Source organism: Alteromonas sp. BL110 (genome assembly GCF_003443615.1).
In the GTDB taxonomy this organism is placed as follows: Bacteria; Pseudomonadota; Gammaproteobacteria; order Enterobacterales; family Alteromonadaceae; genus Alteromonas.
Map to the genome: position 1 here is coordinate 4,143,699 of NZ_CP031967.1, position 24,769 is coordinate 4,168,467.

Here is a 24,769-nt window from a genome sequence, read left to right on the forward strand (position 1 = left end):
TATTGCTTTTAATTCATACTATGGTTTGAGGACAAATTGTATTTCTACTATTGCCCTTGTAGTTTCGAGGGAAAGCTTGGCAGACCTTTAATCATTATTCTCGTCTTGGCGCTTATTTAGCTTCGCTGCTGCCATAAAACCAATAATAAAAATAGCGAAGATAACCACGCCTACCCAAATCAATACGTTAAAAAGAAAGTCCATGTCATTCCCTAATCACAGTTTTATGATTTAACTTTAACATTTATTTGACTGAGTAGGCGAATTAGATCATCCAGCCTATTTACTTCATAAACTATGTTATTGAGATTTTTCTACACCAATAGCCATTACAGACTGACCGTCTTTAATGGCAGGCATTTGATTAACCATCATAACCGTGCCATCAACGGGCGATTTAAGGGATTCAACTAAATTACCAAAATAGTCGGTAACGGTACCAATATCCTGCCCATTCGATACTTTATCGCCTATCACCACTGAGGCCTTAAAAAAACCGGTTTTCGAGCTTTTAGGGTATTTAATGGTTTCGTAGATAATTGGCTCAGAGTGCGGCTTTGGCTTTTCTGGCAACATCTTTAGAAAATACATGGCGTTCTTAGCCACTTCTAGCGCTTTTGCTACAGACTCTTCATCTGTTTGCGCTAAGTGCCCTATTTCGGTAGTAAGGCCAGGTTTTCCCCTTGTCATCGCTGTGTTAGGGTATGAAATTGAATTGTTAGGATCTCTTGGGCGATCGCCATACATAACAATATGCTGCATGCCAGTTGCTTTCGCGAATTCAAATGTTAAAGCGTCAAGTTCTTCGTCGCCCACAAAAGGAGAATACACATGATTCAATAACGTTTGGTTTGCACTGCCAGAATGCATGTCTATTAAAAAGTCAGCTTTGCCAATAAACTCTCTGGTTAGCAACTCAGCAATTTGTTCTGTCGGTGTGCCATCCGCGCTCCCTGGAAACTCCCTATTCAGGTTTTTCTCATCTTTAGGGTTTAACGCTATTCTATTTCCATGAAACCCATCTAAGTTTGCCAAGTGCAGCACAACCAACACACCGCTCATCTCGTTAGGATCAAGGTTTTGCTGAAGTTGTTGTAAGGCGTACATAGAAGGGAACTCATCACCGTGAATACCGGCGGTAAGTAGCAGAACTGGACCGTCGCTTTTTCCGTTAATAACGGTTACTGGCAGTGTAATATGCTTTTCAGTAGCAAGGTAGGACGCTTTCTGACCCGTTTGGGTGGTCACGCCCATCAATTCATAAGGTTCATTTGCGCTAGCGTTTAGGCTAAACGCAGAACACAGGGAAACAAGAACACCGGCTAACGCTTTCTTTTTAAACCTCATACTCAAAAACTCATTGGAAGATAACGCACTAGTAAGCCAGAACGTTTTTGTTGATCAATAAAGAGTATTTTAAAGCACCTTTTCAAAAAAGTACCCGCTATAAGCGAGTATTGCGTTATTCTATCAAAATAAAAAGCTGGTCTACTTCACTTTGCTGGTTCTAGGTTTGATACTTCGCTAGTTTCTGGCTGTTCATCACTTCGCTCGCGCATTGCTAGCTGCACATTAGAAACATTTTTAATCAATAGCCATGTAACAAGAGCTAGCGGTATTGAGATCACTTCTGAGGCCTGTGATACCAAGTTCACATTCATAATTTCAGAAATTTCTTCCGCCCTTCTGGACATTCGAAATGCCGCCTGCCCCGCAATGCTATTCGCAATCCAGAAAAACCACCAAATACCTAAGATTGAGCTAACTTTTTCTTCTGACCAATTTGATGGGTTTTGGCTAGCCTGCCAAATTTCTTTCATCGCTTGATAGGGCTTCCATAGTGAGACAATGGGAATGAAATAAAAACCTATCGACCAGCCTGGTGAAAACGCCATATCTTTCGCACCAAATTGACGCGCATTTTGATTTGCTCGATAAATCCATTTTAAAATTAATATGCCAGAAACGATAAACACACCTAGGTAAGAAAAAGCGTTAACGGCCTGTCTCATGTCATTAGCTTCTGCATCGGCCACCGCCATTTCTTGGCTAAAATAAACGCCGTTCTGGAAGTCTGTTAAAAGCTGATACTCCATCAAATTTGAGCCGATAGCGACGAAAGAAAGAACAACTTGAAAGCATAGAAAGTACTTAATCCACGCCATTAGGTTTGTAGGGTTTTTGAACTCTTCTTTATTATCTGACATTTCTATTTACCACCTTACGTCTAGGCCACTTTACCAAGCTAATCTAACTGCTTTTATCGAGGCTATTGTTTATTATTCGATATCTACTGCTATCACGATTAAAGAGTGTTTATTTACTACCTGGCTTTTAATTAAGCTTTTTACCTAAGCCTGTTCTCTAAGAGTTCCTGAAACGGCTTTGGCAGAGCATTACGGGCTTTACGTGTGATCTTAACTTCATGTTTTTGCCATAATATTCCTACATACACCACGCCTAAACCAATAGCCGTTAAAGCAACAGGGAAAAGCCAGCTGTCTCTAAACACATTCGAGGCCAAGTGCCCTAAATAGAAACAGCTACCTAACGCACCAAATATCACAAATACTTTTCGAACCAATAATGCGCCTAGCCCAACCATGAATAGGTTTATACAAAAATAAAAAAACTTTGAAAGTTCGCTGTCTGAGTTTTGGCTAGTAAGCCCGCCCCAAAACGCAATAACGCCGAACAAATATAACCAAAATGCGTAGTCGGCAGTGTGCCTTGAACGTATATCGACCCAAAAAGCCAATAAGGTCATAAACATACCGAAGTACATAGATACTTTCGCGCGGAACTCCCATGTGTATGAATTCCACATATCGTCTTGGTCGATGAGAAGCATGACAGCATCCATACTGATGTACCACAGTGTTACTGCTATAGGCATTATCAAAAACGGATACTTGTAGCGCCAAGCTATAATTAAGCCAGTAACCAATGTGCCAAGTTCCATGTACAACCACAGCCATTTAACGCGTGTATGAAACTGACGATAGACTGTATCGCTCTCGGGCCAAAGGCCAAACCACTGCTGAAAACCGTAGATAGCAAGCGGTGTTAAACACACTACAAAGGTTGCGCAAATACCGGCAGGAATAATAAGGTTTTTATTTGCTAAAGAGTTAGTAAGCTTTAACCCTACGCCAGCGTAGAGCAATGATATGAAGATGATACCCAGTCCGCCAAACTGTTCCCACCCCAAATTCATAAACAAGGTCATGGCACCGATAGCAATAAGGCCGCCCAAGTAATAGAGGATATGGGTAAAGGTGAAAGCGGGAGCCTGCTGGCTTTCTGCCTGAAAGAAGCTGTATAGGTCAATGCCCTGCTGTTCAGAGATGATATTCTTCGCTACTGCTTTTTTAATACTTGCTTTCGATACTTCCATGTACTTCACTGATTTAGCTTGTAGAAATGAGAACTTTTACTTTAATGGGTTATAGGTAAAAAACCTGCCTGAAGAAGTTACAGAGTATTAATTGTGTGTTTTTCGTAAGCTTTCTCAGATTTGTTCCACGTTAAGTGGCCAAAAGCGATACTTGCAATGGGAAAAATGAACAAAGCAACGGTGGGGCGCACCCAAATATTTTCCGATGGTTCAATAAACTCCATCAATACGGCCCAGAGGATGGCAGTAGGTACGCCCCACCCTAAAACACCGTTTACTAAAACGAAGCGCTGTTTGCCTTTCCCTCGTATTTTGGCCCACTTTTCCATATTCATGTAAATATCCTTTTTGAATATTATGCAATCAGCGCAAGACAGACCAAGACAATGGCTAAGCTAACAAAACCAACAGCGAAAGTTCTTCCTTCGTCTCTACCCGCTCGCGGGTATTTGCCAAAGGTTAGAAGCTTAAGCACCACATGGCCTGTACCAGTTATTACGAAGTCAATAATAGCATCTACGACTATCCACTTCAGTATTCGAAGTATAAAGCGGCCCAGCGGTTCTAAAACGTCTTCCATAACTTTAATGCTCGTTTTTGCTTATGTTAAATAGTGCTTTTATTAAACAGTCGCTATCTTTTATTTTTGTCGCTAACGACGCCCTTTATTAGGTATTCTTGTTCTTCTAACGGCTGGGCTATAAGCCAATTTCATCAATAAAAATCAAAGTCCACATAGCCAACACAGCGACAAAATTGATGGTAAACACCATACCACGCAATCTAATATTGTTGGTAAATATTTGAACAATGCTGTGCAACACTCTGCCAATTACAAATACCCAAGCCAAGTAGATTTGCACACTGTCTATTGGCTCATCCATTGCGATAAGCAATACACTGGCAATGTAAAAAAATATTGGCCACTCGAATTGATTGCTTAGGTTTGCGCTGATTTTAGGCTGAATATTGCTGAAAGGGTTTGAACCATCTTTGCTCTGCCCCACTCCCCATACAACCGGTGCGCGAGCTACAGTGAGTAATGCGTAAAGTACAGTACAAAGAAGTACATGCGTAAATAGCGGCAGTATTAAACTGGACATATTAATTAGCTAAACGTTCACTTTATACTTCAAATCAAGGGCTTCATCACCTGTCATTCCACGGAAACCCCACTGATACTTTTCTTGTTCTTTAATCGTAATCTCGATATCTACAGGCGAGATTTCTAACTCTAGCTCAATTTGTTTAAACAATGCTTTTATAAGTGACTTTTGCGTGTGTATTTCTCGCCCTTTCATCATATTTATTTCGATAACTGTGTATGCCTCGGTTCTACCTTCAGGGTAAAAGAAGTCGTCTTTTGACAGCGGCACAAAGCGATGCGCTCTTTTATTTTCCGGTAAACCTAAGACTGATTGCATACAAGAATGAATAACATCTGATAGCTTGCGTTTTATTGGGTTTAATTGTTCGTCTATACCATAGATTACAATCATGTTGCCGTCCTCTGCGTTTATTGTATTGCTAACGAAATTTTTTATATATCTTAAGTAGGCTTAACACCTAACCATTACTCTTCGTATTTTCTTATCACAGCTACTTTACCATCTTCAATCTCTAGCACTTCTAATGTTTGATACTGAAGTTCAACTAGTTCTTTAGTTTGTGGGTGAATGCCCTTACTCGTTGTAGTGTATGAAATAGCTACCGCATTGTGCGCAGGTATAATGTGGTTGAGTTGGGCGGTATAAGAGACGTGTGCCCCCAAGTAATAAAGCATCCCCTCACGAATTCGTACTTTACCATCGGGCATGCGGGAATCGTCAGAATCGTACGGTATATGCTGATGAGCAACGTCACTACTAAGCAGCGACAGATATTTATCTAAATCATGCTCTGTAGCATTTGGAGATTGCGTTGCTGACCACGCCTTAAAGTATTGTCTGCCAAGTTCTTCTAAATCAGTTTGTGCAAATACGTGTATCGACCACAAATAAATGAGCGCTGAAAGTAAAACGCTTTTCATGAAAACCTCCCTGTTGATTTTTACTCAAACGCTAAGCTAGGTTTCACTTATCGCCTTGCTAAAATTTGAGCTTCGAAGCTTCGATTGTTCGGCAACGTTAGTTGAAATAGAAAATAGTTGTCGTTTTATTGTTTCTATTAGTAAATCAGGTGAGTCTACACCTAAGTATACGGCATGCTTACCATTTATAGGTGAATGTAGCTTTATTTTCACGTTAGGTACACCCGAGTAGTTAAACCGTTTTATGCCCTTAGCTCTCTTCACGAACCTTGTGTTCGTGCTGATATCAGAGATGTTTGAAAAAGTGATTATAAACGGATGAAACAACCCATATCGAACAATGAGGTTATCTTTATAAATCGAAATGGGCCGTATTGCCACAGCTTTATATTCAGCATAGAAAAAAGCTAACCCAAATAGAGTAAAGGCCGAAACTATGTTGGCAGCTGAGCTAGACCAAATAAAATGTAGTAGCAGATGCACAAGCGGCAACTCGATCATCATGACCACAATGAAGCCCATCAAATTAGCTTGCGCACCATCTTTTTTAAAGTAGTAAAAATGCTGATTACCCAGATATGTACTGCTTTTAATGCGTGAAGCGAACAATGCGAAAGACCACATACGTCCCTCGAACTGAAGTAAGTTGCTAAGCAACGATGAGCCAAAGATACGTTCTATAGGTATTTGCAACGCTAAATCGGGGTCTTCTTTTTTAATAAGAAGTGCGCGAACTGCAACACTTACCGTTATTAAGGTACCTATTTCTAATGCTAACAAAGCTCCGATAGCAAAGTAGCGGCCACTTTCAAGGTAGTGAAACATCACCTTGTTTTGTTCTGGAATAATAATCGCGCCAATAAAAACCGCACTACAACACAATACAATGACTTTCAAAACCGCTTTTTGCTTGTCTGACTCGCACAAAAAACACAGTACTGGCAGTACTAGTAATGTATCTAGCATAAACATCCACTCGTGCTTTTCATCACCATAGTCGTTGATAAAGTTCGAGGAGGAATAGTAAAACCACCACCAAAGAGATGCTAAACATAAGAACGCTAGAGGGATGGAGCTTCTAAAGCGAGTGTTCATTGCACGGCTCTATAAAATCATGAATATCGAGTAGATTGACAGCCAAAGAATTTGGCAGCCGTAACTTAGGCGTTGATAAAGCCCTGGTACAGTTTTTCGTTCAAGGGATTTTGCTAGTTTATAAGAAAAGTAAACGCAGCCAATAACGCTCAATACAGACAGAAGCCGCAGCGACCAAGAATAGTAGCTAGAGAAAGTAACAATCAGCGGCGCCACGATAAACGAAACTAACATTATTAGCCCTGACCACGTATGGATTTTACAACTTTTCGAAGGTGTTGTTGTATATGGGTCGGCGTCCATTGGGAAGTAGCCACAAACCCAAGTGCAGATACCATGTATTATTGTCATTGCACCGATAACCATAGTTGGCATATGGTCTGGATGTGAGTTAATGAGGTAATAACCAAACAGAGCGAATAATAAGCCCAACGGATAATTATTGATTGCAGGAGAGAGTTTCTGTGTTGGGCTACCAAATGCACCGAGTTCACTACAAAACTGCCTCATATGGCTATAGTTTGGATAGAAACGAGAAGCGATGTAAATGCCTAAAACTATCCAAACCGATGCTGCTATCCCCGTAAAAGATAAAAAGCTATACAAGATGGTGTCCTCCTTGATTTTATTGCGCTTTCAGTAATTAAGCGAAGCCCCTATTCATAAGCCGAAAAACTTTTTAACTGGCTTGGTGCGGGATATTTTGCGTTATCATTTTTTTACTGCCGCTATAGTTTTCAAAAAACTGCTGGTGTGCAGTATAAGAGAACGTATCGTCTCTTTTTGTATACTGGCCAATCCAGTCTATCAACATGGGTAAATTATCATCTTGAGCTTGTTTGGTATCGTATTTATGGGGCTCCCAAGGTCTTGCTTTCGCGTTAGCAATACACAACTTAATGGGTAAATTCATAAATATGATTTCTGTAGACTGCCCCTCTACAAGCTTAAGCAGGTCTGTGTAACACCCTTCAATTACCCAAGTCTCTTTAGAAGTAGTAAAAGCCTGTATTTCTTGTTCCGACTCTTTAATTGGTTTCCTTTCAGGCGGGCTAGTGGGCTTCCATGCAAGGGTATCGAGATCTAAATGTGCTAAACCGTGAGTTTCACACAAACGGCGCGCTAGCGTAGATTTGCCAGAACCGGAATTTCCGAATATTAAAATTTTAGTCAAGGCGCTTTCCTTTAAATCACCTACCAACAGGTTTCATAACATGCAGCTTACACTATCGAGTAAAGCAACTATCGGTAATACAAGATGAAAACGCAAACATGTTAAAGAATTTTTGTCATCACGAATACTGAGGGCATACTTTGGAATACTTATCTAATCGTGAAACTTGACCCATTTATTTTCTTTGCGAATAAACCCTATATTAGTCACAGCATGTGGCCACTTATTTTCCGGGTTGTGCACTATCCCTTTCACCGTAGCTAAACTATCCGCATCCTCTGAACCCGTTACTATTACAACGTCTCTGGAGGGCACATAAACAACTATATCGCCCTTCACTGGAAAGGTTTCTTTTGTCCAAAGCGCATCATAAATCAAAAAAGACGCCTCGTAAGTGCCATCAGCAACAACCATCGAGATGGTCGACGGGTCACCTTTAATTTGTAATGACTCAATAGCATTCATCAAATTAGACATTGAAAGGTTTCTGAGCTCTTCCTCTTTTACATCTAAGTTAGCAATGTCTTCTTTCGGCATGAATTTGATAGATGAGGGCGTATCAATGGCATAAAGAATATAGAGAACATTATTTAACTTTTCATAAAAGAAAGGCAGCTCACCATCTTCGCTCATCAATTCAGTTATATGGTTTATATAACCTGAATCTTTTATTACGGGAAAGATATTCGCTTTATCTATGTTAGCTTTAGCGTCACTACTGCTCTTTGTTAACGCACTGATGTACGCTTCTATAATCACGTCGAGCTCTTCTGGGTCAGAAAGGTAATTCATATAGGCGTTATCGAGGTATGTGGTAGACGTCCCTCCACCACTGTAAGTCATCTCAACCTCTAGACGGCCTTTTATTTGTGCACTCGCAACCTCTGCTTTGGTGATAACAGCCTTCACATACCTTTGAGTAAACGCGCTTTCATCTAAAGTGCTTTCGGCAGCCACACTACTGATAAAAAAGCATACAAACGCTACTAGAATTTTTCTCATCGTTACTCACTTATTTCCTTATTTATCGTAAAGCCTACGATTTCCTGTTTTGGACTTACGCTTGTGTTAGCAACGCACTGACAATTTAAACATTAAGTTCTCTTTCACAGAAGGCCACTCTGTTTTAATAATTGAAAACACAACCGTATCTCTATAACCACCATTAGGCATTTTTTGATGATTCCTAAGCACGCCGTCTTGTTTTGCGCCCAAACGAGTAATAGCGGCTCGAGAAGCCTGGTTATGCCAATTCGTTCTGAACTCTACAGCGATTGCTTCGAGGCTTTCAAAAGCGTGTGTAAGAAGAAGTAGCTTACATTCGGTATTACATGATGTTTTCTGATAGCTTTTGCTGTACCAGGTGTAACCAATTTCCACCCTTTGATTTAAAAGGTCAGCATTACAAAAGCGTGTTGAACCGATAACCTCTCCACTCGCTTTGTCTATAACCACGAACGGTAACGATAGCCCTTTGGCTTTCTGCTCTAATGCTGACGTAATATAATCATCAATAATTTCAGCGCTTGGTACAGAGGTGAACCATAGTTTCCACAATTCACCGTCGGTTGCTGCGTTCACTAAAGCGTCTGCATGTTCCATTGTTAACGGAGTGAGCTTTATATTCTCAGATTCTAACTCAATATCTTTAAACCACATTTCACTTTCCATGTCTGATTAGTTGTATGATGTTAAGCATACAAGGTTTCCAAAAAGTACGTTATACCTAGCGAGACTAAAATAAACGACGCATTAGTTAATGCGCGAACAGGCCAGCTAACCTGACCGTACGATACCCCAGCCCATTTAGAAAAAATGACTATTAATCCCATTAACCCAAACCACGGCGTGAAAAATAAAATGATTTTCCACTTTATAATTGATACTGCGATATCGTGAAGAGCACCGCTAACAAGGAATGTTACAAGGGTAGCTAAAGAAACAGGCAGGATATTCGTAATTGGGCGCATAACATTACGTGATAAATAGTAACCCCAGATAGGATTCCAATATCGCCAAAAAACTGGGAAAGAAGAGGCACCAAAAGAGCGTGAAAGCATGTTTTTCATTGAATTACTTGCACCCAACGGCACGCCATTTCGTTTTTTAACATATTGCGCAAGAGACAGTGTGCTTTTCATTATAAGTCAGCCCCGAAATGAGTACCCTTTTTGAGAACGAGTATATGTCTATGAGTAGTTGAACCTACCAACTGTTAGAGATATATGATGCTAAATCAAAAAAAGCATCGACCTTATCTCCGCGTTTGTTCCAGTTATCATGAGTATGAGGCATACCCTTCACCTCAATCCTTTCATGTTTTTTCATTAGCTCTATTCTTAGCAGTGCGCGTTCTTTTTCATTTAGCATTAATGACTGTATTTTTTCTAGCTCGCCAGTGTCTAGCCAAATCGCACCACAGCCCGGGCACTCATCTATCTCTACCGCATGCAGCGGGCTATAAAACCTGCGCAACATCATGGTATCAGGGCATTTGGGGCAGGAAATCCGTTTATTTAAAGAATCGAGCTCGTAATGAAACTGACTAAGGTGCTTTGCCAACACATTCCCTCTTTTTTCTTGCGGGTTTTCAAAGTCACTTAATGTCTGATTTTCGAGTAAGACACCGCCACATGCTTTGCTGTAATAAACCGGAACTTTACCAACTGTAACTCTTTTAAGCGGTGTTTGCGTTCTTGGACACTTCATTTTTAGAGACTACCTTTATTCTTTGAGTATTGTGAGTTGGTAAAATTAGGTAATAAAAATACGGTTATCAGTTGCCTTTGAGGTAATTATTTAACCGCTGTAGATTATATTTTATTACCATCCTGTCGATGTAAGACAGACTGCCTCCTTTCAATTGATTACTCTTTATTTCTAAAGTATCGCCAGAAACTTCTACATATCGGGATAAGTCTAAAGCCATGAACTCTTCATAAACTCTGACGAGTTCTTTATTGTTAACATCGACTTTATTAATCGTCCACGATAGTCCATCTCGCTCGACTACGAATATAATATTTTTAAGAGTATTTTTGCTTTGATTTTCAAAAGAAACGTGAACAGAAACATAGTTATTTGAACTAAATGGAGTCCAGTATTTTCTCAGGTCTGTGGTGTATTTAACACTACCAAAATCCTTTAACTCGAGCGCTTTCATTAGGGAAAGTAAAAATAAGAAGCTTTGATCTTCACAGGATGGGTTTTGATCGATTCTACTTGAAGTTTCGAAGGTCAGAGGGATGCATTTTTCAGCTCCAGAGCCCACCTTTACAGTTTCTAGGTAATTTTCTACAAGCTCTTTTGCTCTGTGATATTCACCTAAGATACTTACCACAATAAGCAACAAAACGATGGGGAGTAGCCCGATATATTTCAATAATACTCTGCTTCTAGATTTCATAAATTCCTTTTAGCGTTCTGACTTTTTGAGAACAATCCTATATATGTGGAGCACAAAGACACAAACAAACTAATCAAGACAGGCATAGTTAAATATTACAAAAAGAGCCTATCTTCTATAATTCTAAAAGTGCTGGTACATATCGCTAAGCTTCGTTCCGCCTTTTGGCTGAAAACATGCCGAACCAAAATGCCCCTTCTAGAACAAGGCCTAAAATGATGAATAGAAACACACCTGACTGAATTCCCATACTGTAAGATGCAATAGCTGCAATTAGAAAAACCAGAGCGATAAGAATTCGATAAATACCTTTCATTTTAACTATCCTTTCAAATGCCTAACACAAAAACACAAAGATGCCTGTCTTGTTTAAACTAGTTTAGTCAACTTTTAAGCTTAAGGCTTAAACCAATTTGTAACATGATGTCTTTAGCGATTACTCTAGGCCTTTGAACCTTTTTAGTACCTTTTTACTGGGTATTTGGCATTGCTGTGTACCACCAAAAAGCTTGATGCGATTACGAGCAAAGGCTTTATAGAACAGGTCTCTAAATGTACTTGGTAAAACTCTAAATATGCCGAACAAAAACCAGAAACCACTTAAACCTTTGGCGATTTCAAGTGCTGCGTCTGACCACAGAAAGACTCTCCCCTCTTTAACCAACATGAAAGTATCAACACCTACTGTATCGACTTTATAGCGTTCTATAACCTCCTGAGCGTAAGTTGACTGCATTGGGGAGAAAATAAAGCGTTCCATTTTGTCGCGCTTCAAAATGAATGCGACAGCTCCGTTACAGAAGTTACACACTCCATCGTAAATAATTAAATCTTTTTCTTTCAATGAATTAACCCAAATAATATACAGCTGCGTGACGCGATTGCATGAAGTGAAATTAGGAACGAAGTGCAGCGAAACATGCCTGTCTAGTTTAGTGTTACTAATGCAATAGACTTTGCTATTACTGGAATATAGCTTTTAATAAAAATTCAGATAGGTCGGCATGATGGTGCATTTTGCCCAGAAAAGTATAGAGATGAGCCTGTCTCGTTTAGTTCACAACGATATAGCCCTCTGTGTGACCCTCATTTAGAGCTGTATTACAGGACTTATTAGTGTGAGTGTTAGTCGCTTCCAATATCTCCTGTACCACCACCATCGCAATTGCCGTAGTCTGACGACATTAGAGAGCTATCGTTCTCAGCTAATGAATCAAAGTATTCTTTGATCCTATTAGCTTTGTTTATCTGTCGTAGTTGTGGATCTATATAAGGATGGTCATCGTCATATTGGCCAATTCCTTCATGCTCTCTTTCCTGTTCATCAAAACCTAATAATGATTTCACTTTATGAAACCTCTCAGGGTAGGCCTGCCGGTCAATAACTTCGTATATCTCGAGCAACTCTTGACGTGAATAAGATTCAAAATCAGGTTCTGATTCCATAGTTCTATTTTCCTTCAGACACAATGACTCTCTGTAAAGGTTCTAGTTCCGTATTCTCACTAAGCGCGTAAGACAGGTACGAAATGCACACGTTTGTAAGAATGACAGTCTTGTTTAGTCATGTCTGTCTTATTGAGTACGTGACTTGTTAAATTGATTTTTCTATAGCCCTTTTGAACACGCTCGCACCTTTTGAGGTAAAGTCTCCATCATCTAAACAAACATGCCTGTCTTGTGTAGTCCCAGCTATGTATACCCCTAGAGCGAATTTAGCGCCTAGTTATGGATTTAGCCCACTCATTGGTATTTGCAATTGCGATTGTTCCAAATTGAAATATGCAACCAACTAAAAATAGAATTAATACTTGCAAAACTGTTACAGCTTCAGGCTCAGCTTGTTTCCATAGAAAAGATAAATATGACAGGCATAATACGAAAACAGCCCAACTGTCGCCTCGTACACTTTTTTTTACAAAGATGCCTACTAGAGTGCCTGTCTTGTTTAGTCTTTAGTCTTTAGTCTTTAGTCTTTAGTCTTTAGTCTTTAGTCTCGCGAGTGTATGCATTTCAACGAAGTAAGTGACAATAGCGTATTGTTATACGCCGCCATCACGCCGGTGTTTCTTAATGGATTCTGAAATAGTATTTATTTTTTCTTTAGAGCGTTTACGGCACTCTTTTCTATCGTCAGAATGGCCTGTAGAACAGTTCGAGTTCTTTCCTTTTATCACTGCTGATGTGGTGTTATAGATGGCGTCTACACGATCATCAGGTGTGTTGATAGTGCCACAACCAACAAGGCCGAATAAGACAATAGGTGACATAAGATATTTCACTATATTAAATCCTTTAAGTTGTATAACTTTACCTAGAGCATTAGACAGGCACAAAATATATACCATTAACAAAGATGCCTGTCTTGTTTAGTCTCTTCTTGTAACTCGTTACGCGACTTTTTCTCTAACATAAATGTGTACATTTGATGAACCGTCGCTAAACCTTCGCTCCTCAAATTCGAGGTAAGCCAACGATTTAACCAGTTGACCGAGTTTATCGTAACCATAATTCCTTGGGTCAAAAGATGGAGTGTTTTTAATTATATAACCCCCTACTCCCGAAAGTGGCGCCCAATCATTATCTCTTGAAACTGCATTCACAGCGTCAACCACAATGGTTTTTAAATCTACGTTTTTCGATTCATCTTTTACAGTTTGTTTTGTAGATGATTTAAGAACCTCTGTATAAACAAATTTGTCACAGGCAGCTACAAAGGCTTCAGGCGTTTTCCTTTCCCCAAACCCATAAACCAAAAGGCCGCTCTCTCTAATTCTGCTTGCAAGCCGGGTAAAGTCGCTATCAGAAGATATGAGACAGAAACCGTCTAATTTGCCCTCATGGAGAAGATCCATTGCATCAATAATTAACGATGAATCAGTAGAGTTCTTTCCTTGTGTGTAACTAAATTGCTGAATCGGCTGTATAGCATGTTTGTGCAAATACGATTTCCAACCTTTTAAACTTACGGTTGTCCAATCTCCGTATGCACGTTTTACATTAGCAACGCCAAATTTCGATACCTCAGCTAAAAGTTCTGAGCAAATTGCAGCTTGAGCATTATCCGCGTCAATTAATACCGCCAACTTGTCATTTCCGTTTTCTGACATTTTCTATTCCATGGTTATACGCGAATTACCCATTACTTATCGGTGTTAGATAAAAGGAAATTTAAACCTTAATATCATGCCAATTAGCCCCCCTGAATTGACCAGATTTATCTGGATAGATTTTCTGTTTGAATTTTTCTGTCTTTTCATAAGCCAGTGAAGGCATATTATTCGCTTCACCATACTTGCGTCTAGAGTTATAGAGTAATTATGACAGGCACAATTCGTAATTGACCAGTTAGCAACAAGGTTAGTTGTACCGCTGACAAAGAATAAGACTAGAAACAGTCTTTATATGAAAAGATGACCGTCTTATTTATCGTCTGTCTTGTTTAGTCACTGCTATTCAATTCTACTAATTTGAAGTTCTTCCTCAACCAAAGTTAGCCTCAACTGAAGAGGAGGCTCCTGGCTGTACTCCAGAATCGATTGGATTAACAGCTCTAAATCTTCACTAGGAACTTCAAAGCTTTCTAGGTAAATCAAATATCCAGCCAGATCTGATTTCGATAAATGACGGTTTCCAATTAAGAGAGTTTTTTTGTTGTTCAGTAATGATCTACTATCTAATGGAACGTGGCGAATAAATGGTGTCAAATCTTCAACTTCATTCAGAAAACTTAACATGACAGGCATAAATCAAAAACAGCCAAACTGTCCCCTCGTACACTTTCATCAATCTAAATACCTATTCAAACTAGTAAACGAGTTAATCAGAGTCGGTCAACTACTATGCCTAAGGCCCGAAAGTCACAAATTAGTTTATCGGATACGTCCTATTATCACTGTATTTCCCGCTGTGTTCGTCGTGCTTTCTTATGTGGCGAGGAAAACGGTAGAAGCTTTGAACATCGCCGCCAATGGGTAGAAGACCGTATTCATGTTTTAAGTGAGGTGTTCGCCATTGATGTATGTGCTTATGCGGTAATGAGCAACCATACGCACTTGATATTACACGTAAACAAAGAGAAAGCAGACGCACTAAGTACCGAAGACGTGATTCAACGTTGGCATAGGCTTTACAAAGGAACATTACTCTCGCAGCGCTATATGTCAGAAGATTCACGTAAAGATTTACATGAAATCCAAATTAAAGCGGTAGAGTTAACGGCTGAAGTATGGCGTAAAAGGCTATTTGATATCAGCTGGTTTATGCGTGCACTGAATGAATACATTGCTAGGGCAGCTAATAAAGAAGACGATTGCACGGGCCATTTTTGGGAAGGGCGGTTCAAATCTCAAGCGCTTTTGGATGAGTCAGCCCTTGCCGCCTGTATGGCTTATGTTGATTTAAACCCAGTACGAGCAAAGATGGCTAAAACACCTGAAACATCAGAGCATACCAGCATTAAATACCGAATTAACGCAGCTAGGGTCGGCAAAACACCTAAACGACTTATGCCTTTTGCAGGTAACCCAAGACTAGAGATGCCACACGGTTTACCTTTTACTCTTCCAGACTACTTACAGCTTGTAGATATAACCAGCCGATATATTCACTCAAACAAGCGTGGCAAGGTTGAGCATAACCTACCCTCTATTTTAGAGCGCCTCAATATTGAACTCGAACATTGGATAACTTTAACCACGCAGTTTGAAACCTGCTTTAAGCACGCCGCCGGCAAAGTGACTCACCTAGAGCAATACGCACACAATCAGCATCAGCAACGTGTGCAAGGTCGACAAAGTGCAATGCGCTTACTTGGTTAGCTTTGCAGTTAAATAGAGAGCAAAACTTACATACAGAAAGACGCCTGTCCTTTTTATCAGTAAGTTCATCTTTCGCACAAATCGCACGATTTGATTATATTGACCATTTCGTACGACTAACTATAATCTCAGTCTTACTTCAGATTTGGAGATTAATCATGCACACATTAACAGCAAATGACGCCAAACGTAATTTTGGTGAGTTACTTCTTAGTGCCCAGCGCGAGCCAGTCAAGATTAGCAAAAACAACAAAGATGCCGTAGTTGTAATGTCTATTAAAGATTATGAAGAGCTAGAAGCAATGAAAGCTGACTACCTTAAACATTGCTTCGAAGCAGCCAAACAAGACCTAGCACAAGGTAATGCCGTTGATGGCGAAGATTTTCTGAACGCCTTATAACCAGTTATGCAGAAGAGTAAATACAAAATAAGTAAACTAGCTCAGGCTCATTTGCGAAAAATCAAAAGCTATTCCGTTAACAATTTCTCTGAAGTGCAGTGGCGCAACTACAAAGATACATTACTAACTGGATTTCAGATGCTTGCGGATAACCCTGCCGTAGGTCGAAGTTGTGATGAAATTTACCCAAACGGGTTTTACTTTCCTGTAGGTAAACACACGGCTTACTTCACAAAAGAAGACGGCTTTATTTTGGTCGTAGCTATACTCGGTCAATCACAACTACCTGAAAACCATTTGTCATTTTATTTATGAGTTCTTCAACGCATAAGAAGCAAAAAATTAATAACTTTATACAGAAACATGCCTGTCTTATACAGAAACATGCCTGTCTTGGTTAGTATGTTGCAATTCCAAGCATGGCAAGTAACACCACAGAACCAAACATGGAGAGCCGCAACCGTATCGGCACGTAGTTGCTACTACAAATATGCCTACTACAAATATGCCTGTCTTGTTTATTTTGATGAAATCGGTGAGTATGATTGCAACCTAACGCTAAGCTAACGGGCACTAATGCAGCGCTACAATGGCGAAGCCGCGCTGCGTTTGTGTCCCAGTGACCGAAGGGGACGAGTTAAGCGCCTTGTTAGGTGCTTCTCGCATAATCAACCATGAAAAGCGCGCTGCCAAGATACAAACTACAAGCAGACACTAAGAACTGCCTCTCTGTATAAAGCCCCATATACAAGGCGATTGTTAGTGAAGCGCAACCTAACCCGATAGAATAAATTGTAAACTTGCTAATTTTGGGGTAGCGAATAACTGAGAAACAGGCGACACCTAAAGCAAGCAGACCAATAAGCATTACTACCGTTACAAAAAATGATGAAATGTCGTAAAACGTGCCATGAGCAAAAACCATAAACCCTAATGCGGTTATTCCAAGCCAATGTATACTAGCTGGAAGTATAAGTAGAGCAAGCAATGCTTTCTTGAATTTAGTGCTCATAATTTATTTTGCACCTAACGCTTAACATATGGGGATTTTAGGAGCGCTTTTGGCCGAAGGCCAGCGAGTAAAATTCCCACCATGATGTTTTTGTTAGCTGTCTACTCTGTTATTTGACTTTAACTTTTTAGCAATTAAATCCACAAGTGGAAATGCTATACCTGCGAAAATACCAAATACTAGTGCTTCATTTTGTTCTGATATGTACTCGGAAAATAGGTATAGAAATAAAGCTCCTGATACACCGACAAAAACTCCGATGCCAATAGATTTAAATAGTGATTCCATAATTGAATTCTCCTTAAGACCGCTAACGGCGCTAGCACGTGGGCTAAAATCCGAGCGGAGCGAGTCAGCCCACGTGTTAGCGTCCCAACGACCGAAGGGAGTGCCAACAGCGTTTTGTTATACACACATTAACCGTGATGCCTGCGAATATGCGTAATCAGCTTATCTTCATTGAATTCTAAGGTTACTATATTTACAGAGCTGTAGGTTATATCTTTGTCTAAATGACTTGGCCTGACTTTTCCTGACTCAGTCATCTTAATAATGGCAACATTTCCCCCAGTAATCATTTCGTTTATGACTATTGAACTGTAGTAAATTTTGTCCCTCATTTTGGCAATCATACCTTCACGTAAAGCGGACTTTTCCGTAATCGTTACATTAAACTTCACATGTTCATCGACGAATTCGTCTGCAATTAGATTAATAAAGGCATCAATATCATGAATTGTAGTATCAGGTTGCTGTCGAGCATTTTTGGCTTCCACAAACTTTGTTGCTAGTTGCTCCAGTTCTCCCTTAGAGAGAGCTGCATTGGCAACAAACGATAGAGGTAAAAAGACAAATAAAAGTAAGAGCTTATACATAATCTTCCTTGTGTGTATAACTTTCCAATAACGGGCGCAGGACATGTGGGGCACAATGGCGCAGCCGCCCCGCGTGTATGCGTCCCAGCGAACGAAGTGAGTGTGTTGATTGGGTTGTTATACGCGTTTGCCATTAATTGCCTTGTACCCAAAGAGATAGCATAGACCAACAAGTAGCCATACAACACCCACAATCAAAACCGTGTCAGTTACCTTGTTTGGGTGCCTCATCCAGAGTTGAATTGGCAAAATGCCACGTATAATACACGCAGCAGCAATTGCATATATGCCAAAGCTGAGTAACGGAAGCCTACGAATGAGTGTAGCGCCCGACAGAGCGTAACAGCCAAAAACGATAAATATTGCCGAAACCACGATCGTACCCAGCGGTGCCAAAAGTGTTCCCGCTTTAGCCGATTCAATTACGCTTACTGGAGCCATTTGAGTCTTAAAGCACTGGGGTCCCAAAAAGATGCAGGATAGGTGAGCGAAAGCGGTTAATACAGCTATTGATGCAGCTATTAATAACAGAACTATTCCTTGTTTAGTGCTCATTAATTAATAATTCCAGTAGCGTATAACAGCGTACTCGTCCCCAAACCGTCATGCTAATCCACACCACTTTGGAACACTTCTCCTTTCTAATACTCAATACTCTAAACTACAACAAACAGAGAAATAAAGAAAAAACTGTAATGTCGTTTTTCGCTCATTTATATAAAAATACCAAACCGACGTTCAGATAAATTTGGTGTATTTCACGCAAGCCAAAAACAAAAAAGCCAGTATTAGCTGGAGTATATAAACATGCCTGTCTTGTTTAGCTTTAGAAACAAAGCTAATCATGGGCTGGAAGAGTGTTAGGGAAGCGCTCGTTCAGGGTTGACAAAGGGAGTCATACCAACACCCCACTAAGGGGCGATAACACATGTAGTGTAAGAACGACTGTCTTGTTTGGTTACCAAATCGGCGAGCAGGTTCTTTTGGTGTATCTCACGCAAGCCCAGAAAAGAAATATGCCTGTCTTGTTTAGTTTTTTGTTTATAGAAGCTTCATTTCCGGAATGAAGTTAGCAAAAAAAGAAAGCCAGAGTTGCCGACAGAAACAAAATATATGCCTTTGCTCACAAAGATGGTTTTTGTTTAGTCTTTAGTCATGACAGGCATACTTAGGAAGTAGTCACACGATTTTAGGACTAATTTTGTTTATTGCGTCTGAAGAAGGATACTTTCTCCTCAAACCGACAATGTAAGTATACAACTTGTTATAGGCACGTCGATCTACAGAGTAAATATATGATAATAGCCCATTAACATGAGAGAAGTCTGAAGACTTACCTGTAAATAGATGATGTAGCTTTGCCCTAATTTCTCTGTATTTAACACGCCCTATCCCTACAAAGCTCTCCGAAATTATGAGACCAGTAACCTTTTTCTGACGTTTCGTACCGCACAAGACTGTCTTTTTATGGTTAATCTTGAAACCTTCATCATCAATAATGGTCCCGATAAAGTGCTTAACTTTTCTAATTTTTGACGCCGTATGAGCGGAAAATGTCATATCGTCAGCATAACGAGTGTAAACAATACCTCTCGGCCCTGCATAACCTTGAATCCTAGCGTCAAGTTTCGCACATACTAAATTTGCCAATTTTGGAGAAGTAGGCGCTCCTTGAGGTAGACCACCACCATAAGTACAAAGATTAGTTAGCAAAATCGCCAAATCTTTATTGTAACCTACAGAACTGAAAACTCCATAAACCTTAGACGCCGTAACAGAAGGGAAAAAATCCTCGAGATCTATTGTCAATAAATAGTTGGAACCAATATGTGGACGAGCATTTTCAAGAATTGATGCTCCAACTTCGAAACCTTTCGAGCAAGGAGATGATGAAAGCTTGTCTAGGATATTTCTCAAGATCCAAGCCTGGACGGCTTTAAGTTCCCTAGAGGGTTGAGAAATAAGTCGACTCTTTCCACTCACTTTGGGGATTGGATAAACCTTGTAATGAGACTTAGCTGTTGCAGAGAGGTAGCGAATTTTACCCACAGAAAGTCGAGATTGATTAGCGAAGTCATCAACGGATAGCATTGCAGGCAATCCAATGTTTCTAAGGCTATATATATTTTTTGAAGTCATTTTTGGCGACACACCCTTACGTCTTAAATCGCGGATGAAAAGGTGCAGTTCCAGAAACTACTGTATTCTGGCTCTGCACATTTTCATGCGACATTGAGTCAGATTGTTTGCAGGATAGCGAAGCGCTATCCAATGAACCAAGTAAGTTCATTCGCTAAGGGTGTGCGCCAGATACGATTCTATCATAACGTATGGTTGCATTTCTACGATTTCCCGCATTCAATATTTCGAGCCTTACCTTGTCCAAGTATGTGTTATCGAATGTATTTCTCACATATTCAGCACCTAAAGGCGTCATTTGGTAGCCAGTGACAGTTCGTGATATAAATTTCTTAAAAGCCAACCTTCCTAGTGATGATTTGGTCGCAATATCACATAATACTTTATCTTGTTTGGTCGCAAAACCAATCAATTTTGAAAGCATAAAATTGTTGATTTTATCTAGTAGGTAAATGCAAGGAAGAATAAAGTTTTCAGCTTCTAATATATTTGCCACGTCTTTTTCTACAGGGTGCTCCTTCCGTATCATTGTAATATAGTTATTAACATTTCGATATATCCGTTGGTATTCATCAGGGTCAGTTAAATGATCATAATTAATATGGATAACTTTTCCTGTTCCTGATGACTTTATTAATCTATAAGGTCCATAGTTGATAAAACTTTTGTTGCTTTTATACTTTTTATTAGAAAGCACAACCATTTTACGAGCAAGTCGATCATTATTCGAAAAAGCCCCAATCTCAGCAAACGATCCAGGACTTTCGGGGAAGAGAACTATTGCATCAACACTATCCGCCAAAATTCCTTCTAGCTTTAACAAGCTATGTTGACCTTGACCCGCTAACAAATCGTCAAATAAGTCCTCTGGGTACAATAATTCATATCGAGGATAATGCGAAAATACAGCAGCCATTTGTGAACGTGCTGTCTTATCATTCTTTATGTCTGCGCCACACAAAAACACTGTGACTCGCTTGCGATTACGAGGTACAAAAATTTTGTCCTTAATAACCCGAGCTACGTGCTCAAGTTCTTGGTCTGTCAAAGACTTATTCATACACGACCTAATTGCCTAAATAACTTATTGAAATGATACACTATTGTTCGCTGTAATTGTTAACCCATTGGGCGGAACATACATGCTATATTTGTGAAAAGGATTCTCTACTGCAAGTCTTTGCCTTCGATCTGTTGGCTTTATTAGTTCTTTTGCTAACGCTTTGTTAGTTGTATTAAAGCTTGAGTCTTAAACGCCTTTGATAGTCTTCGTAATCTAAACCAAGCAAATATAGAGAGTATAAATACAGCAACACTTAAGTTAACAGTTATATGTTGCGTTTTACCAGTGAGTGTTAAATGAGAAATAAGACCGCAGGCAAATGAATTTAAAGCCATCCCTCTAGCAATACGATCCCTACTTATATAAGCCTCCATTGTCTTGATAGTGTCAGACGGAGAATACGATAAAATTTCCGCACTTCGTTTATAGGGTTCTGATTTAGAAGTACCTACTAATAAAGTAAACAGCCATTTTAACCACCTAGGACAGGAAATGCGTCCTGAAATAAACTCGGCTATATTATTAAATCTTTTTAGCAAATAAGATGATGAAACATCTACATATATTCCAAACACATAAGCAATCGGAAAAATACAAATAACTATGACCTCTTTGTAGTCTTTAATATTTTCAGCGGAGATATCTACATATTGTTTAGAATATAAGCCTATCCATATCAAGGATATGATTCCAGTTATCAGATATTCGATTAATGCCGCAGCGTATTTCATTAATACCTCCTAAGAATCAAATATGCATACGTGAATGGTTTGGAGACAAGAGCAAGACAAGCACTAAATTTATAACTCAGTACACAAGGATGCCTGTCTTTCATAGTCCCTTACACAAACATGCCTGTCTTGTTTAGTATTTCTTTTTATTAGCCATAAGTCACCTCTTATCTAACTATAGGAGGTGTCCACTAAGTTTGGGTAAGTCCTAAATTAGCGCCTTGGTAAACGGCGCAGCTTTGCTTCGTCCGGCGGTGGGCCCCAGGCTCGTAACGCATTTGACCTACTTGTTAATTTTTCTTTGGTTTGCACTTTTTTGTCTTTAACCAATTTTGGTCAATATCTATTTTAGATAAAGAAATTTTGTAATTTAGCGCCCTCAGAGTTTTTAAAGAATTCTTTAATGTCACCTTTGAAAAGAATGGGAGCTCTTTCGGTATATCTTTGGTTGTAGCAATTGCATAAACCACCTTATATTCGCTTGGATCAGGCCTTAATTTTGGGTCTGCCAATTTGATTGATGCAGGCAATTTGGGGTTCAATTCTTTTCTGTAGTCAGAGTCTTTTATAAACGCTTCCGCAGCGACAAATCCTTGAGAGAATAGATGACTTAATGTGCTCGAGCTTCTGTATAACTTGACATGAATAAATTCATTTCCATCCTTTATCAAGTCACAGTGCTCTAACTTGTCATATGGACCTCCAATCTGGATATTTTTTTTATCCATCAAGCAAAAAACACTGTTTGTCTTTGCCACCAGCTCATTGTAGTCGCCTTCATCATCATGAGAATATGTGGGAAACGAGAATGGATGAATATCAATATCGCTTAGGTAGTCATCCACTGCTGATACAAAATCACAGTTTACTTTGTACCATACTCCATTTCTTAGAATATACTGATCGTTTCCAAATTTAATTTCAGCATACAAGCAGCGGTAGACAGTCCAACTTTTTATAGACTGATACTCATTGTTGTTTACGTGAACAACGTTGTTCTTCATTAACTCAACTGTAGGGGTAATTCCGTTCAGGTATGTTATATAGTCATCGAAAGATAAAATCACATGTCGAAGGGTTTTCTGATACATATCAAATGAGTAGCCGATTTGACCTTCCCAGTCTACTATTTCCGGCTCCCCTAACCAGAAATTAGAAACATTGTTACTACTCAAGTATTGATCTAGTTCCAAGTCTAAAATTTCAATCTCGTCATAGTCCCGAACTCTATTGATATTTTCTACCCAACTAAATTTATCTGGAAGATTAGAACGATATTGTTTGATGGACTTCGAAAGAATCGCGGGTATATCTGAAAGGTTAGTTTCTACTGCTATTGTCAGCGCATCCCTGCCAGTTACATGACTGCCAAATTCTCTTACAAGTGATGTTCCTGTTACCGCATAAAGCATCTCCATCTCAGAATCCAAATGAAGATTAAATATGTCTACATCCCGTGTGCTTTGAGTTCTTGAATTCAATGGATTGTGGTCATAACTGGCTTTGTCTAAACTTCTCAGTTTGTCGGGATCTACCGAGTTCAGCGTCACCTTTAAACCGAAATCACGCTCAATAGACTCTTGCTTTAAAAGATGAAAACCAGTGCCAAAAGACAGTACAAATGTAGCTCCAGTTATTCTTACTACAAATACAGCTCCTACATTTGAAGAGGTGCCAAATTCTGAAACATCAACTTGGGCATCTATTGTAAACAATTGAGTCCAAGGAGGAGAGTTTTTAGGTGGTTGCTTTTTTATGTAAAGGCGGGCTGATTCTGTTTCTGGCAAATCCAGCTCAATAGGTTGCTTAGCGTTTTCTAACTTTATAACATCAGAATCCGGCTTGCTCGCATCTCTCGTTAAATAGATAGACAGCTTTTCCTTTCTGATTTTCTTTACTTTTGCCATAAATCCCTTCTCGGCTCAGCGCTGTAAAACTAACAATTTACTCGTCCCCAAGCCGTCATGCTATTCCACACCACTCTCAGGTACTTGTCCTTTTTATATGCCATTACTCTAAACTATAACCAACAGAGAAATAAAGAAAAAATCGCAATGCCTTTTATCACTCACATATTAAAAACGGCAAATAGAAGGGTAGGTACATTTGATGCGTCCCCTACCCAAAAAACAAAAAAGCCAGCATAAGCTGGCTTCAAAACACAAAAACAAGTTTCTTCCTATCTAAAAACTACTTCCCCTGCCTAGCAGCCAGCTTCTCCAACTGCTCGTCAGTCGCCGGAAGCTGGTGCTTCTCTTTCCACTCAGAATACGGCATTTTGTATACCACTTCACGTGCGGCCTCATAGTCGATATCAGCGCCATGCTCGCTTGCTGCCGCCGAATACCATTTTGCCAAGCAGTTACGGCAGAAATCCGCCAAAATCATCAGGTCGATGTTCTGAACGTCTTTATTTGCGTCTAGGTGTTCTACTAAGCGGCGGAATACCGCTGCTTCTACTTCGGTTTGCGTTTGCTTATCCATTATCTAATACCTCAAAAAAGCGCTTATCGTTATGGTTTAAATGTATGGATTAACGGGAATAATCCAACCCGCTATCTCTCTTAAAGCCTAAAACGAAAAAAGGGAGCCAAGCTCCCTTTTTACTTAAACATAACTAACTAGGT

Annotated in this window: 33 protein-coding genes; 3 read left to right on the forward strand and 30 right to left on the reverse strand. The window is 39.6% G+C overall.

Annotation, left to right across the window (positions count from 1 at the left end; all coding sequences use genetic code 11):
• Positions 1–300: 300 nt before the first annotated feature.
• The 22 genes from D1814_RS17990 to D1814_RS18095 form a co-directional block, all read right to left on the reverse strand.
• Complete coding sequence (locus tag D1814_RS17990; protein ID WP_232368922.1) at positions 301–1,347, reverse strand: succinylglutamate desuccinylase/aspartoacylase family protein; 1,047 nt, start codon at positions 1,345–1,347, stop codon at positions 301–303.
• 146 nt (positions 1,348–1,493) lie between these two features.
• Complete coding sequence (locus D1814_RS17995; protein ID WP_232368923.1) at positions 1,494–2,207, reverse strand: DUF4328 domain-containing protein; 714 nt, start codon at positions 2,205–2,207, stop codon at positions 1,494–1,496.
• Positions 2,208–2,347: 140 nt separating this feature from the next.
• The gene (locus D1814_RS18000) at positions 2,348–3,397 is read right to left on the reverse strand and encodes a DUF2157 domain-containing protein (protein ID WP_118495001.1); all 1,050 of its coding nucleotides are present in this window, start codon (positions 3,395–3,397) and stop codon (positions 2,348–2,350) included.
• A 77-nt stretch (positions 3,398–3,474) separates the two neighbouring features.
• Positions 3,475–3,732 carry a hypothetical protein gene (locus D1814_RS18005; RefSeq protein ID WP_118495003.1) on the reverse strand — a complete coding sequence of 86 codons (258 nt, stop codon included), beginning with the start codon at positions 3,730–3,732 and terminating at the stop codon, positions 3,475–3,477.
• A gap of 20 nt (positions 3,733–3,752) precedes the next feature.
• Positions 3,753–3,977: a hypothetical protein gene (locus D1814_RS18010; RefSeq protein WP_118495005.1), complete on the reverse strand. Its 225-nt coding sequence runs from the start codon at positions 3,975–3,977 to the stop codon at positions 3,753–3,755.
• Positions 3,978–4,095: 118 nt separating this feature from the next.
• Positions 4,096–4,500, reverse strand: coding sequence for an MAPEG family protein (locus tag D1814_RS18015; RefSeq protein WP_118495007.1), 405 nt, complete (start codon positions 4,498–4,500; stop codon positions 4,096–4,098).
• Positions 4,501–4,509: 9 nt separating this feature from the next.
• A complete protein-coding gene (locus D1814_RS18020) occupies positions 4,510–4,896 on the reverse strand; it encodes a tautomerase family protein (RefSeq protein WP_118495009.1) in 387 nt (128 codons plus the stop codon).
• Between the two features lie 74 nt (positions 4,897–4,970).
• Positions 4,971–5,426: a nuclear transport factor 2 family protein gene (locus D1814_RS18025; protein ID WP_118495011.1), complete on the reverse strand. Its 456-nt coding sequence runs from the start codon at positions 5,424–5,426 to the stop codon at positions 4,971–4,973.
• A 36-nt stretch (positions 5,427–5,462) separates the two neighbouring features.
• The gene (locus D1814_RS18030; protein WP_118495014.1) at positions 5,463–6,521 is read right to left on the reverse strand and encodes a hypothetical protein; all 1,059 of its coding nucleotides are present in this window, start codon (positions 6,519–6,521) and stop codon (positions 5,463–5,465) included.
• A 9-nt stretch (positions 6,522–6,530) separates the two neighbouring features.
• On the reverse strand, positions 6,531–7,127 hold the full coding sequence (locus D1814_RS18035) for a DUF998 domain-containing protein (protein WP_118495016.1): 597 nt from the start codon (positions 7,125–7,127) through the stop codon (positions 6,531–6,533).
• Between the two features lie 73 nt (positions 7,128–7,200).
• On the reverse strand, positions 7,201–7,695 hold the full coding sequence (locus tag D1814_RS18040) for an AAA family ATPase (protein WP_118495018.1): 495 nt from the start codon (positions 7,693–7,695) through the stop codon (positions 7,201–7,203).
• Positions 7,696–7,848: 153 nt separating this feature from the next.
• The gene (locus D1814_RS18045) at positions 7,849–8,697 is read right to left on the reverse strand and encodes a DUF1444 family protein (RefSeq protein WP_118495020.1); all 849 of its coding nucleotides are present in this window, start codon (positions 8,695–8,697) and stop codon (positions 7,849–7,851) included.
• 66 nt (positions 8,698–8,763) lie between these two features.
• Positions 8,764–9,354, reverse strand: coding sequence for a GNAT family N-acetyltransferase (locus tag D1814_RS18050; RefSeq protein WP_118495023.1), 591 nt, complete (start codon positions 9,352–9,354; stop codon positions 8,764–8,766).
• Between the two features lie 32 nt (positions 9,355–9,386).
• Entirely contained in the window at positions 9,387–9,836 is a 450-nt protein-coding gene (locus D1814_RS18055; protein ID WP_118495025.1) for an MBOAT family O-acyltransferase, read from the reverse strand.
• A gap of 64 nt (positions 9,837–9,900) precedes the next feature.
• On the reverse strand, positions 9,901–10,404 hold the full coding sequence (locus D1814_RS18060) for a zf-TFIIB domain-containing protein (RefSeq protein ID WP_118495027.1): 504 nt from the start codon (positions 10,402–10,404) through the stop codon (positions 9,901–9,903).
• Between the two features lie 67 nt (positions 10,405–10,471).
• Entirely contained in the window at positions 10,472–11,101 is a 630-nt protein-coding gene (locus D1814_RS18065; RefSeq protein WP_118495029.1) for a hypothetical protein, read from the reverse strand.
• A 145-nt stretch (positions 11,102–11,246) separates the two neighbouring features.
• On the reverse strand, positions 11,247–11,417 hold the full coding sequence (locus D1814_RS19465) for a hypothetical protein (RefSeq protein ID WP_162889843.1): 171 nt from the start codon (positions 11,415–11,417) through the stop codon (positions 11,247–11,249).
• 120 nt (positions 11,418–11,537) lie between these two features.
• A complete protein-coding gene (locus tag D1814_RS18070) occupies positions 11,538–11,945 on the reverse strand; it encodes a thiol-disulfide oxidoreductase DCC family protein (RefSeq protein ID WP_118495031.1) in 408 nt (135 codons plus the stop codon).
• 281 nt (positions 11,946–12,226) lie between these two features.
• The gene (locus D1814_RS18075) at positions 12,227–12,547 is read right to left on the reverse strand and encodes a hypothetical protein (RefSeq protein WP_118495033.1); all 321 of its coding nucleotides are present in this window, start codon (positions 12,545–12,547) and stop codon (positions 12,227–12,229) included.
• Between the two features lie 596 nt (positions 12,548–13,143).
• Positions 13,144–13,383 carry a hypothetical protein gene (locus tag D1814_RS18080; RefSeq protein ID WP_147402519.1) on the reverse strand — a complete coding sequence of 80 codons (240 nt, stop codon included), beginning with the start codon at positions 13,381–13,383 and terminating at the stop codon, positions 13,144–13,146.
• A 108-nt stretch (positions 13,384–13,491) separates the two neighbouring features.
• Positions 13,492–14,211 carry an NYN domain-containing protein gene (locus D1814_RS18085; RefSeq protein WP_025255155.1) on the reverse strand — a complete coding sequence of 240 codons (720 nt, stop codon included), beginning with the start codon at positions 14,209–14,211 and terminating at the stop codon, positions 13,492–13,494.
• A 342-nt stretch (positions 14,212–14,553) separates the two neighbouring features.
• The gene (locus tag D1814_RS18095) at positions 14,554–14,847 is read right to left on the reverse strand and encodes a hypothetical protein (protein WP_118495037.1); all 294 of its coding nucleotides are present in this window, start codon (positions 14,845–14,847) and stop codon (positions 14,554–14,556) included.
• Between the two features lie 96 nt (positions 14,848–14,943).
• Here D1814_RS18095 and D1814_RS18100 point away from each other — a divergent pair, with 96 nt between their 5' ends.
• The 3 genes from D1814_RS18100 to D1814_RS18110 all read left to right on the forward strand — a co-directional run bounded on the left by D1814_RS18100 (position 14,944) and on the right by D1814_RS18110 (position 16,637).
• Complete coding sequence (locus tag D1814_RS18100) at positions 14,944–15,921, forward strand: transposase (protein ID WP_118495039.1); 978 nt, start codon at positions 14,944–14,946, stop codon at positions 15,919–15,921.
• A gap of 158 nt (positions 15,922–16,079) precedes the next feature.
• Positions 16,080–16,322 (forward strand): type II toxin-antitoxin system Phd/YefM family antitoxin, encoded by a 243-nt coding sequence (locus D1814_RS18105; protein ID WP_118495041.1) that lies wholly within the window; start codon positions 16,080–16,082, stop codon positions 16,320–16,322.
• A 6-nt stretch (positions 16,323–16,328) separates the two neighbouring features.
• Positions 16,329–16,637, forward strand: coding sequence for a type II toxin-antitoxin system RelE/ParE family toxin (locus tag D1814_RS18110; protein WP_118495043.1), 309 nt, complete (start codon positions 16,329–16,331; stop codon positions 16,635–16,637).
• Positions 16,638–16,971: 334 nt separating this feature from the next.
• Here the strand turns inward: D1814_RS18110 and D1814_RS18115 are convergent, their stop codons facing one another.
• From D1814_RS18115 to D1814_RS18155, 8 genes are all read right to left on the reverse strand, one after another.
• Positions 16,972–17,334, reverse strand: a complete 363-nt coding sequence (locus D1814_RS18115) for a hypothetical protein (RefSeq protein ID WP_118495045.1) — start codon at positions 17,332–17,334, stop codon at positions 16,972–16,974.
• A gap of 93 nt (positions 17,335–17,427) precedes the next feature.
• Positions 17,428–17,622, reverse strand: a complete 195-nt coding sequence (locus D1814_RS18120) for a hypothetical protein (RefSeq protein ID WP_118495047.1) — start codon at positions 17,620–17,622, stop codon at positions 17,428–17,430.
• Between the two features lie 128 nt (positions 17,623–17,750).
• The gene (locus tag D1814_RS18125; protein WP_118495049.1) at positions 17,751–18,209 is read right to left on the reverse strand and encodes a nuclear transport factor 2 family protein; all 459 of its coding nucleotides are present in this window, start codon (positions 18,207–18,209) and stop codon (positions 17,751–17,753) included.
• A gap of 1,179 nt (positions 18,210–19,388) precedes the next feature.
• Positions 19,389–20,348: a retron St85 family RNA-directed DNA polymerase gene (locus D1814_RS18135; RefSeq protein ID WP_118495053.1), complete on the reverse strand. Its 960-nt coding sequence runs from the start codon at positions 20,346–20,348 to the stop codon at positions 19,389–19,391.
• Between the two features lie 154 nt (positions 20,349–20,502).
• Positions 20,503–21,408, reverse strand: a complete 906-nt coding sequence (locus D1814_RS18140; protein WP_118495055.1) for a retron St85 family effector protein — start codon at positions 21,406–21,408, stop codon at positions 20,503–20,505.
• Positions 21,409–21,563: 155 nt separating this feature from the next.
• Positions 21,564–22,142 carry a hypothetical protein gene (locus D1814_RS18145; protein WP_118495057.1) on the reverse strand — a complete coding sequence of 193 codons (579 nt, stop codon included), beginning with the start codon at positions 22,140–22,142 and terminating at the stop codon, positions 21,564–21,566.
• Between the two features lie 290 nt (positions 22,143–22,432).
• Complete coding sequence (locus tag D1814_RS18150; RefSeq protein ID WP_118495059.1) at positions 22,433–24,049, reverse strand: TIGR04141 family sporadically distributed protein; 1,617 nt, start codon at positions 24,047–24,049, stop codon at positions 22,433–22,435.
• 283 nt (positions 24,050–24,332) lie between these two features.
• Positions 24,333–24,626, reverse strand: coding sequence for a DUF1244 domain-containing protein (locus D1814_RS18155; RefSeq protein ID WP_118495061.1), 294 nt, complete (start codon positions 24,624–24,626; stop codon positions 24,333–24,335).
• Between the last annotated feature and the right edge of the window lie 143 nt (positions 24,627–24,769).